Source organism: Catenulispora pinistramenti (genome assembly GCF_018274385.1).
GTDB lineage: Bacteria > Actinomycetota > Actinomycetes > Streptomycetales > Catenulisporaceae > Catenulispora > Catenulispora pinistramenti.
Genome location: NZ_JAAFYZ010000052.1, coordinates 44828 through 55086 on the forward strand (window position 1 = coordinate 44828; position 10259 = coordinate 55086).

Genomic DNA, 10259 nt, shown 5'->3' on the forward strand with positions numbered 1-10259 from the left:
CGGCGTTGGCAGCCGACGGGCCCGGGAAAGTGGTGGAGACGATGACGGCGGTGGATGCGGTGGATGCGGTGAACACGGATTCTGAGGCGGCGGCCGCGCTGCTGGACGGCGAGAGCCGGGTGTGCAACGCGGGCAACGAACCGGTGGCGGTCGTGGAACTGCGCGGCGCCTCGGCGTCGGTCGCGGGCCGCACCCTGTGGGGCGGCGTCGATCTGACGGTCGAGTGCGGCGAGTTCGTGGCCGTCCTGGGTCCGAACGGCGTCGGAAAGTCAACGCTGGTCAAGGTTCTGCTCGGGGTGCTGCCCGCGGCCGCCGGCGAGGTCCGGGTCCTGGGCCACCGCCCCGGCACCGCAGGCGCGCAGATCGGCTACCTGCCCCAGCGCCGCTCCTTCGACGCCTCGCTGCGCATCCGCGGCATCGACGTCGTCCGCCTCGGCCTGGACGGCGACCGCTGGGGCATCCCGTTGCCCGGCACCCGCCGGTTCGGCGGCACCAAGCGGCGGGAAGCCGACGCCCGGGTCCGCGAGGTGATCGAACTGGTCGGCGCGTCAGCCTACGCGCACCGGGCGATCGGCGAGTGCTCCGGCGGCGAACAGCAGCGGCTGCTGATCGCCCAGGCGCTGGTCCGCAAGCCCCGGCTGCTGGTGCTGGACGAGCCGCTGGACTCCCTCGACCTGCCGAATCAGGCCTCTGTCGCGGCCCTGATCGGCCGGATATCGCGCTCGGAGGACGTGGCCGTGGTGATGGTCGCGCACGACGTGAACCCGATCCTGCCCTACCTGGACCGGGTCGTGTACCTGGCCGACGGCGGCGCGGCCTCCGGCACGCCGGAGGAGGTCATCACCACCGAGACCCTGTCCAAGCTGTTCCGCACGCCGGTCGAGGTGCTGCGGGCCTCCGACGGCCGGCTGGTCGTGGTCGGCGGCCCGGAGGCGCCGGTGATGCACTCCGATCGGCACGCCGGGGCGCTCGTCGGCGGCGACGGTCGTGATGCCGACCGGCGTGCGACGGACCGTCGCGTCACGGATGGCCGCGCCTCTGACCGGCGCGCCGCCGACCGCCGCCCGGCCGGATCGGAGGCCGACGATGCCCGCTGACTCCGGCCTGTCCTGGAACCTGCTCTCCGACATCGACCAGATGTGGAAGCTGGACTCGATGGTGAACGCCTACCGGGCCGGCACGATCGTCGCCGTCCTGGCGGCCGTCGTCGGCTGGTTCGTGGTGCTGCGGCGCCAGACCTTCGTCGCGCACACCGTGTCCCTGGCCGGTTTCCCTGGCGCCGCGGCCGCGGTCTTCCTCGGCGTGAGCGCCTCGTGGGGCTACTTCGGGTTCTGCATCGGGGCGGCGGCGGTGATCGCGGCCCTGGCCCGCAGCGGCAAGGGCGGGATGGCCGAGGAGTCCGCGCTGACCGGCATAGTGCAGTCCTTCACGCTGGCCTGCGGGATGCTGTTCGTCGCGCTCTACAAGGGCTTTCTCAACGGGGTCAACTCCCTGCTGTTCGGCAGCTTCCTCGGCGTCACGCCCGGCGACATCGCGGTGCTCGCCGCCGTCGCTGCCGTGGTCTTGCTGGCCATGGCGCTGATCGGCCGCCCGCTGCTGTTCGCCTCGGTCGACCCGGCCGTCGCCGACGCGCGCGGCGTCCCGTCCCGCACGCTCAGTTTGCTGTTCCTGGTGTTGCTCGGCGCCACCGCCGCCGAGGTCTCGCAGATCACCGGCTCGCTGCTGGTGTTCGCGCTGTTGGTGATGCCGGCGGCCACGGCGCAGCGGATCACCGCGCGGCCCGGCCGCAGCCTGGTCCTGTCCGTCGTGTTCGCGTTGGCGGTGACGTGGTTCGGCTTGGGGGCGGCGTACTTCTCGCCCTACCCGATCGGCTTCTGGATCACGACTTTCGCGTTCGGTTGCTACCTCTTGGCGAACCTCTACGGGTTCGTCGTGCGGTGGCGTGGTGCCGGGCGTCGGCACATGGTGGAAGCCCTGGGGGTCTCATGAGCATGTTCAGCCATCCGTTCATGGTCTACGCGCTGCTCGGCGGGACCGGGATCGCGGCGGCCTGCGGGGCGGTCGGGTTCTTCCTCGTGCTGCGGGCGCAGGTGTTCACCGGCGACGCCTTGTCGCACGTGGCCTTCACCGGCGCGCTGGCGGCCCTGGCGTTCGGCATCGACCTGCGGGTCGGCCTGTTCGCCGCGACGATCGCGGTCGCGCTGCTGCTCGGCGCGCTCGGCCGGCGCGGACGGGCCGACGACGTGGTGATCGGCAACGTCTTCGCGTGGATCCTCGGGCTCGGGGTCTTCTTCCTGACGCTGTACACGACCAACCGTTCCGGGTCCGGCAACGGCTCGGCGACGATCAACGTGCTGTTCGGCTCGATACTGGGCCTGTCCTCCTCGCAGGCGCAGACCGCGCTGTGGATCGGCGTCGGCGTGGTCGCGGCGCTGGTGTTCATCGCGCGGCCGTTGCTGTTCGCGACCCTGGACGAGGCCGTGGCCGCCGCTCGCGGGGTGCCGGTCCGGGTGCTGGGGTTCGTGTTCTTGGCGCTGGTCGGCGCGGCCACCGCCGAGGCCACGCAGGCCGTCGGGGCGTTGCTGCTGCTCGGATTGGTCGCGGCGCCGGCCGGCACCGCGCTGGTGCTGACCGACCGGCCGTTCCGGGGCCTGGGCCTGGCGGTCGCGCTGGCCGTGGGGGAGATGTGGGCCGGGCTGACGCTGGCCTACTTCGTGCCGCGCATGCCGCCCAGCTTCTCGATCACGGCGGTCGCCACGGCCGTCTACGCGGCGGCCATGATCTATCGGTGGTCTGCCCGGCGCCGCGCGGCGGTGCGTTCGGCGGCGACCGCTGTGGCCCCGGCGCACATCCGGGTCGCGGAACCGGTCGCCACCGCGGACACCGTCTCCGTCTGACGGGGCCGCGCCGCCGTGCCCGGATACGTCACCCGGCAACGCCAGATCATCGCCGAATGCCTCACCGGCCACGCGGAGTTCATCACGGTGCAGGACCTGCACCACCTGATGCGCTCCGCGGGCCATCGGATCGGCCTGTCCACGGTCTATCGCACACTCAGCGCTTTGGTGGCCGCCGGGGCCGCCGACACGTTCCGCGACACCTCTGGAGTCCAGCACTATCGGGCCCGCACCACTGGCGACCATCAGCACTACCTGGTGTGCCGGGCATGCGGGATCAGCGAGCCGGTCGCATCCGACATCGTCGAGCGGTGGGCTGAGGACACGGCGCGGCGGCTCGGATTCGCTGAGGTCGCGCATGTTGTCGAGCTGTCAGGGGTCTGTCGCACGTGTCAGAAACCTGACGGCCTCTGCCTATAGCTGCTGCGGGCTCTGCTGTAGCTACAGTCCGCGCGCCAGCTCTTGGATCACCTCGACCGCCGGTACTTCCCTCGCGGCCCGGAACCCGGTGCCGGCCCACAGATGCAGCCGGTCCGCGTCACCGGCCTTCGCAGCAGCCTGACGGAGAGGGCGGGTCAGGTGGTGGATCGCCGGGTAGCCGTAGGGGGCCGCGGTCTCGTGCCGGTCGATGAAACCGTTGCGGAGGCCGCGTGCGGGGCGTCCGGTGAAAGCGTGGGTGATCGTGGTCTCGGCGAAGATCGGGGCGGCGAGCGCGTCCTTGTGGGTCTGCGAGGCGCCGGACTCGTCGGTACGCAGGAGCAGGGTCCCTACCACGACCGCTTCGGCGCCGGCCGCTAGGAGAACCCTGACATCCTCGGCGCTCGCCACCCCGCCGCCGACCACGACCGGCAGCTCCACGGCCGCCCGCACCTCGCGCACCAGATCCGGCGCGCTCACCGGTGTGAGCGTCCGCAGCGGATCGTAGGTCCCGCTGTGTCCGCCGGCTGCGGGAGCCTGGACGACGAGCCCGTCGACCCCCGCGTCCCGGGCGATCTTCGCCTCGGCGGCCGTCGTCACCGTCGCCAGCACCCGGCTCCCGACCCGGCGCAGCGCCGCGATGTCGCGCACGTCCGGCAAGCCGAACGTCAGCGACACCACCGGCACCGGCTCGGCCAGGAGTAGCGCGAGCTTGTCAGGCCACTCATCGTCGTCATCCACGACCGGCTGCGGGTTCAGTTCCAGCCCGTACGGCGCGGCCTCGGGTGCCAACTCCGCGGCGTAGGCGCGGAACGCCGCGGCGTCCACCGCGTCGGCCCCCGGCACGAACAGGTTCACGCCGAACGTCCCGCCGAGTTCGCGAACCTGCCGGACTTCCGCGGCCAGCGCCTCGGCTTTCTTGTAGCCGCCTGCCAGAAACGGGAACGCGCCGGCTCCCTGCACCGCGCCCACGAGGGCGACCGTGGTCGGCCCACCCGCCATCGGCGCGGCCACGATCGGCAGTTCGGACTCCAGAAACCCGGTCATGGGTCATGCCTACCTGACTTCCGCCCGCCGAGCCATCCGGGCGAGCACCGCCAACACCACCACGCACAACACCGCAGCTCCCCAGGCGAAGTACTGCACCGCTGTGAGCAACCCCACTCGCGTCGCGACGAAGCCGACCCCGACCACCGGCACGCCGACTCCCAGATACAGGATCACGAAGAAGCTCGACATCACGTCCGCGCGCCGGTCCGCCGGTGCCCCGCTGTTGATCGCCGTCAGCCCGCCGAGGAACGTCAGCCCCTGCCCGACGCCGGCCACCACGGTCGCGCCGAGCAGCAGCGCCAGCGACGACACGTTGCCCGCCACCGCGAGCGACGCCAGCCCGATCGCCAGCAGCGGCAGTCCGGCGATCTCCAGCCCGCGCGCCGAACGGCCGTAGCCGAGAACCTGCGCGGTCGCCGAGCAGGCCAGCATCAGGGCCACCGCCGCGCCGCCGAGGAACAGGTTCTTGCTGCCGGACAGCGTCGCCACGTAGGTCGGGATCAGGGTGAGGAACAGCCCCACGACGGCGAACGCCGCGAAGCACGCCGTCCCGCTGGTCGCGAACTCCGAGCGCAGCGCGGCCGGGATCTCGGGGCGTCGCGGACGCCAGCGCGTGCGGGCCTGGTGCGCGGGCAGCGACAGGACCAGCACCATGGCCGGGACCAGCAGCACGATCTCCAGCACGAACGGGAACACCCGCGGCGCCGGTGCGTACTGCGCCAGGAAACCCGCCAGCAGCGGCCCGAGCCCGAGGCCGCCGGCCGTGGCCACCGTCGACACCAACGCCGCCTTGCGCCGGTCGCCGTCGGGTTCGAGCCCGGTCAGCGACGCGGTCAACGGCCCGGTCGCCGCGCCGATCGCGACGCCTTGCAGGACGCGTCCGGCGAACAGCCATCCGGTGCTGGACGCCAACGCGAACACCAGCGCTCCGCCCGCCGCCACGACCAGGGCCGGCACCAGCATCACGCGGTAGCCGACGGCGTCCGCGGCCGGGCCGACCACGAGGAGCGAGGGAATCAGGACCGCGACATACGCGGTGAAGATCAGCGTCAGGGTCAGCGGCGAGAAGCCGAAGCGGGCCTCGTAGCCCTTGTAGAGCGGGGTCGGCAGGTTCGTGCCGGTCAGGAGGATCAGGAACGTGTAGGCCGTTCCCCAGAAACGGATCCGCCGACCTGCCACCGACAGCCCGCCGGGTGCGGCGGTAGCGGTGCCGGTGGAGGCAGTTCCAGCAGTGCCGGTGGCGGCGGTGGTAGCGGCGGTAGCGGTGGCAAGGCGATCGGGCGCCATGAGTCCCTCCCGGGGCAACATGTTCGGTTATCTCGAACATAGCAGATGTTCGAGAATCGCGAACATGATGCTCTAGACTGGATCCATGGCCAGTCGCACCGCCACCGAACTCACCCACCCGGACCGCACCGAGCTGCGCTTCACCGCGGTCCTGGCGGCGCTGAGCGACCCCATGCGGCTGGCGATCGTCGCCCGCCTGGCCGACGTCGAACCGGACGGCGAACTGGCCTGCGGCGTGTTCCAGCTGCCGGTGAGCAAGTCCACGCAGAGCGGCCACTTCCGGACGCTCCGCGAGGCCGGCGTCATCCGGCAGCGCGACGAGGGGACGCGGCGGCTGAACCGGCTGCGCCGCGGGGATCTGGACGAACTGTTCCCGGGGCTGCTCGATCTGGCGATCCCGCAGGGGCGCGAGGTCATGGCCGGGTTCTGATACGCGCACGCCCCGGCATCTTCCGCGCGGGCATCTTCCGCGCCGGTATCTTCCGTCCCCGCGTTCCGCCCCGTGTCCAGCCCCGCGTTGGCCAGGTGCCGGCCAGGTGTCAGTCAGGCCTTTGTCGTCGTGCGGTAGGTCGCGATGAGGCGGATCGCGCCGTCGAGCGCACGGCGCAGCGGCAGCGGGTCGCGGCGGGCCTGCGCGAGGATGAGCCCGCCCTGGAGGCTGGCGAGCGTAGACGCCGCGAGCCAGTCGGCGTCGGCGTCGGCCCGAAGCTCGCCGGAGGCGACCATGGCGGTGAGACCGGCTCGGATACTGGCCTCCCAGCGGTCGAAGCCATCGGAGAGGACCGCCCGGATCTCGTCGTCGCGTTCGCCGAGCTGGCCCAGGAGGTTGGCGATCGGACAGCCCCCCACCCCGCCCCGCTCCTCTTGCAAGGCTACGAGGGCGTCGGTCCAACGCACCAGGCCCGGCCACGTGCCGAGGCCTGCGAAGAGATCGTCTTGGGCGCCGAGCACCGCCTCGTTGGTCGACTCGGCCACCGCGCGCAGCAGGTCGGATTTGTCGTCGAAATAGTGGTACAGCTGGCTGCGTGAGGCGGCGGCGCGTTCGCCGACCTCGTCCAGGCTCGCCCCGAGGGCCCCCTTCTGCGCGACGACCTCGGCCGCGGCGGCCACGATGCGTTCGCGGGTCCGGCGCCCCCGCTCGGTTGTCGGCTGTACTCCCATAGCCGCAGTATCCCACCGACTGGACTTGACAGTCCACTCCGCGTCGGTCAGGGTAGTAGTGGACTGCACAGTCCACTAGCGCCACTGACGTCACCAACGGCTCTGTCACTCAACGGCTCGTCACTCCGAGCCCTCACCAACCCATGGAGGTCCGATGTCCGCCACCATCAGTGAGCAGTCCGGCCAGATCAAGGCCGCCTCGGCCGAGCGGCTCCCCGGCGAGGTGGTCGCGGTCTTCGACCGCAGCGTCGCGGACCTGCTCGAGACGGGGATCCCCGCCGACGCGGTCAAGACCGGTGACCGGGTGGAGCCGTTCACGCTCGACGACGCCGCCGGCCGGCCCGTCAGCCTCGATCAGCTCCTCGCGGCCGGTCCCGCCGTGATCGTGTTCTACCGCGGCGGCTGGTGCCCCTACTGCAATGTGGCGCTGCGCACCTACCAGCGCGAGCTGCTCCCCGAGCTCGATGCGTTCGGCGCCCGGCTGGTGGCCATCAGCCCTCAGACACCCGATGAATCCCTGTCCACCGCTGAGAAGGCGGAGCTGGCCTTCACGGTGCTCTCCGACCCCGGCAGCCGCGTGGCCCAGAGCCTCGGAATCGCTTTCCGGCAGCCCGACGAAGTCCTCGCCGCCCAGCAGCAGCTGGGTCTGGACCTGGCCGCGGTCAACGCCGAAGGCTCGGTCTACCTTCCCCGCCCGACCGTGCTGATCGTCGGCCAGGACCGAACCGTGCGCTTCGTGGACATCCAGCCTGACTACACGGCTCGCACCGAGGTCGCCGATGTCCTCACCGCGCTTGCCGCCCTCGAAACCGACAGGAGCTGACGGAGCTGAGAGGGCTGAGGGGGCTGACGGGCAGCCCCCTCACTCACCACCCAGAAACCGCGTCGGCAACGCGGTCTCCTCGACCACACCGTCCGCACCGCGCCGCACCGAGAACGCCACGGCCCCCGGCCGATCCGCGACGGCCTCCGCCAACTCCTCGTCCACGTAATGCAGCCCGACCCCGTCGTCGCACGCGAACCCGTCCGGCAGCGCGCCCTCGGCGACGAGCCCGTGGAACAGCGGCCGACGCCGGGCCTCGGAGGCGTAGTGCGGGCAGTACGAGCCCTTCAGGAACCCGAGTGCGTCGGTGAACGGCCGCAGGTCCGGGCCGAACGAGTCCGTGGTCCCGCCCTCGAACCAGCAGATCCCGCCGGCGCTGGAGCCGAGCAGTACCACGCCGGCTTCCCAGGCCTTGCGGAACACCTGGTCCAGGCCGTGCACGCGCCACACCGCCAGCATGTTGGCCACGCTGCCGCCGCCGACCCACACCACATCCTGGGACAGCAGCAGGTCTTCGGGGTCTGCGACGTTCGGCATCGGGAACAGGGCCAGATGGCGCACATCCGCCGGGGCGCCGGCGAGACGGTCGTAGAAGCGCAGGGTGGTGGCCGGGTTGTCGCCCTCGGCGGTGTTCAGCACGCACATCTTCGGCCGGGTCTTGCCGCTGAGCCGCCACGCCAGCTCGAAGTAGAGCGGAACGTCCTCGCGCGGCATCATGGCGCCGCCGCCGATCGCCAGGATGTGCTTCCGTCCGTCTGCTGCCATGGCACCGACGGTAGCGCACCGGCAGACACCTCAAAACGCCAGCGCTGAGCAGCCGCGGCCGCTTCCAGTTGCACAGACGCGTCCACCGAGGCAGGCTGGCCCGGCAAAGCGGTGTCGCCGTCCGGATCCTCAAGGACGGCACGCCGTTCCTCACGCTCAACCCGGCCCCGGATCCGGCGTCGGCGATATTTTGGTGTCTATGGACGCGATCGACGTTGCGGAGCTGGCCTTGAGTCTTCCGGACATTGACCCTTCGCAGCCCAGTCCGGCTCGCATCTACGACTTCTGGCTGGGCGGCAGCCAGAACTTCGAGGCCGACCGGGAGGCCGGCCGACGGGCCGCCGAGGCCATGCCCACCCTGGTCGGCGCCATCCGCGCCAACCGCGCCTTCCTCGGCCGGGTGGTGCGCCGCCTGGCCCGCTCCGAAGGCATCACCCAGTTCCTGGACCTGGGCTCCGGTGTACCGACCGTGGGCAACGTTCACGAGGTCGCGATGGAGACGAACCCCGAGGCACGCGTGGTCTACGTCGACGTGGACCAGGTCGCCATCGCCCACGCCCGGGCCCTGCTGACCGACGTCCCCAACGCCGTCGCGATCCTGGCCGACCTCCGCCGCCCCGAGACCGTGCTGGCCCACCCACTGCTCCAGCAGACACTGGACATGTCAAAGCCGGTCGCGGTACTGATGAACGCGGTCCTGCACTTCGTCCCGGACAGCGAGGACCCGGCCGCCATCGTCGCCGCCTACATCGCCGCCACCGCCCCAGGCAGCTACCTGGCCCTGTCCCACGCAGCCCCGGACCTGGCGCACCCCGGCGAGCAACAACAAATGCTCGACGACTACCAGCGCTCCACCCGCGTCCCCTTCATCAACCGCGAGCCCGAGGTCATCGCGGCCTGGCTGACAGGCCTGGAGATCCAGCCCCCGGGCCTGGTGACGGTCGACCAGTGGGAACCCGAGCCGAACGCCGCCGAGACACCGATCCTGCGCACCTACGGAGTCCTGGCCCGCAAGCCACTGTCAGGCCACGAAGACGAAAGCACCGCCTGAACCGGCTGAGCGGCCACACCCGGGGGAGGTAGCCTGCCATCATGGCGATCCGCAAGTCACTGGAAGAATCCGTAGTGTTCGACGGCCCCAGCACCTACTGGGGCCCGAGATGCGTCGCGGCCATGCAGGCAGCCGGATTCACCCTCACCATGGTGGACGACGCCGCCGGCCGCGTGGAGGGCACGTTCAAGTCCGCCACCGTCTGGGGCGGACTCGTCGTGACCTTGACGCCGGTCGGCCCGACGACGACGCAGATCACCGCGAAGGCGACAGCGAATGTTGACAACCTCTATGCGGCGTTCCGTAGTCCTGGGCGCAAGATTATTGAGGAGTTCAAGGCTGCGCTTACGCGGCTGCCGCTCTGATTTGGCTCGGTGATGTGGCACTTTGGTCCGGCTCTTTGAGCTGGTTTTTTGGGCCAGCTTTTTGGGCCAGCTCTTTGGTCCGGCGCACCGGATCGCCGTTGCCCTGCTCTGGCGTGGGGCTGTTCGGGTTCGGGTTTTTTTGGGGCTGGGGTTTGTGGTCCGGGTTGCTGTTGGGGCGTGGGTTGAAAGGCGATTTTTACGGCCTTCGGTCATAGTTGTGCCGGTTCGGGGTTCGGGGTGGTGGGTGTGTTTCTCGGCTGCCGGTTTCCGCGTTCACAACCCCGCCCCACCTCAGGCCTCTTCAACACCGGCAAGTCAGGACAAGGGCACAGGCCAGATCAAGAGCAAGATCAAGGGCACAGGCAAGATCAACAGCAAGATCAAGGTCAAACCCATGGTGAAGGGCCGGGCCTCCGGCGGGCCTCGGCAACCTCAGGGAAACT

The 10259-nt window shown here is 70.8% G+C and carries 13 protein-coding genes; 9 read left to right on the plus strand and 4 right to left on the minus strand.

All coding sequences use genetic code 11. The annotated features are described in order from the left end of the window. Positions 1–41: 41 nt before the first annotated feature. Genes KGQ19_RS17240 through KGQ19_RS17255 form a run of 4 tightly spaced genes read left to right on the plus strand, consistent with a single transcriptional unit; the run spans position 42 to position 3317 of the window. Positions 42–1097 (plus strand): metal ABC transporter ATP-binding protein, encoded by a 1056-nt coding sequence (locus KGQ19_RS17240; protein WP_212010194.1) that lies wholly within the window; start codon positions 42–44, stop codon positions 1095–1097. Beyond that, positions 1087–1989 (plus strand): metal ABC transporter permease, encoded by a 903-nt coding sequence (locus tag KGQ19_RS17245; RefSeq protein WP_212010195.1) that lies wholly within the window; start codon positions 1087–1089, stop codon positions 1987–1989. The genes KGQ19_RS17240 and KGQ19_RS17245 overlap by 11 nt, the downstream gene beginning before the upstream one ends. After that, the gene (locus KGQ19_RS17250; protein WP_212010196.1) at positions 1986–2897 is read left to right on the plus strand and encodes a metal ABC transporter permease; all 912 of its coding nucleotides are present in this window, start codon (positions 1986–1988) and stop codon (positions 2895–2897) included. Before KGQ19_RS17245 ends, KGQ19_RS17250 begins: the two co-directional genes overlap by 4 nt. A 15-nt stretch (positions 2898–2912) precedes the next feature. After that, positions 2913–3317 carry a Fur family transcriptional regulator gene (locus KGQ19_RS17255; RefSeq protein WP_212010197.1) on the plus strand — a complete coding sequence of 135 codons (405 nt, stop codon included), beginning with the start codon at positions 2913–2915 and terminating at the stop codon, positions 3315–3317. Positions 3318–3338: 21 nt separating this feature from the next. Here KGQ19_RS17255 and KGQ19_RS17260 read toward each other — a convergent pair whose 3' ends face one another. Further along, positions 3339–4361, minus strand: a complete 1023-nt coding sequence (locus tag KGQ19_RS17260; RefSeq protein WP_212010198.1) for an NAD(P)H-dependent flavin oxidoreductase — start codon at positions 4359–4361, stop codon at positions 3339–3341. Positions 4362–4370: 9 nt separating this feature from the next. Next, positions 4371–5651, minus strand: a complete 1281-nt coding sequence (locus tag KGQ19_RS17265; protein WP_212010199.1) for an MFS transporter — start codon at positions 5649–5651, stop codon at positions 4371–4373. Between the two features lie 85 nt (positions 5652–5736). Between KGQ19_RS17265 and KGQ19_RS17270 the strand changes: the two genes are divergently transcribed. Next, positions 5737–6081 carry an ArsR/SmtB family transcription factor gene (locus KGQ19_RS17270; RefSeq protein WP_212010200.1) on the plus strand — a complete coding sequence of 115 codons (345 nt, stop codon included), beginning with the start codon at positions 5737–5739 and terminating at the stop codon, positions 6079–6081. Positions 6082–6194: 113 nt separating this feature from the next. Here the strand turns inward: KGQ19_RS17270 and KGQ19_RS17275 are convergent, their stop codons facing one another. Further along, positions 6195–6812, minus strand: a complete 618-nt coding sequence (locus tag KGQ19_RS17275) for a TetR/AcrR family transcriptional regulator (protein ID WP_212010201.1) — start codon at positions 6810–6812, stop codon at positions 6195–6197. Positions 6813–6966: 154 nt separating this feature from the next. Between KGQ19_RS17275 and KGQ19_RS17280 the strand changes: the two genes are divergently transcribed. Then, the gene (locus KGQ19_RS17280) at positions 6967–7635 is read left to right on the plus strand and encodes a peroxiredoxin-like family protein (protein WP_212010202.1); all 669 of its coding nucleotides are present in this window, start codon (positions 6967–6969) and stop codon (positions 7633–7635) included. Between the two features lie 39 nt (positions 7636–7674). Here the strand turns inward: KGQ19_RS17280 and KGQ19_RS17285 are convergent, their stop codons facing one another. After that, entirely contained in the window at positions 7675–8400 is a 726-nt protein-coding gene (locus KGQ19_RS17285) for a Type 1 glutamine amidotransferase-like domain-containing protein (protein WP_212010203.1), read from the minus strand. Between the two features lie 199 nt (positions 8401–8599). Here KGQ19_RS17285 and KGQ19_RS17290 point away from each other — a divergent pair, with 199 nt between their 5' ends. From KGQ19_RS17290 to KGQ19_RS17300, 3 genes are all read left to right on the plus strand, one after another. Beyond that, complete coding sequence (locus KGQ19_RS17290) at positions 8600–9451, plus strand: SAM-dependent methyltransferase (protein WP_212010204.1); 852 nt, start codon at positions 8600–8602, stop codon at positions 9449–9451. Between the two features lie 41 nt (positions 9452–9492). Next, a complete protein-coding gene (locus tag KGQ19_RS17295) occupies positions 9493–9816 on the plus strand; it encodes a hypothetical protein (RefSeq protein WP_212010205.1) in 324 nt (107 codons plus the stop codon). Positions 9817–9838: 22 nt separating this feature from the next. Further along, positions 9839–10259 (plus strand): hypothetical protein (locus KGQ19_RS17300; protein ID WP_212010206.1); only part of this gene is annotated, 421 nt, incomplete at its 3' end.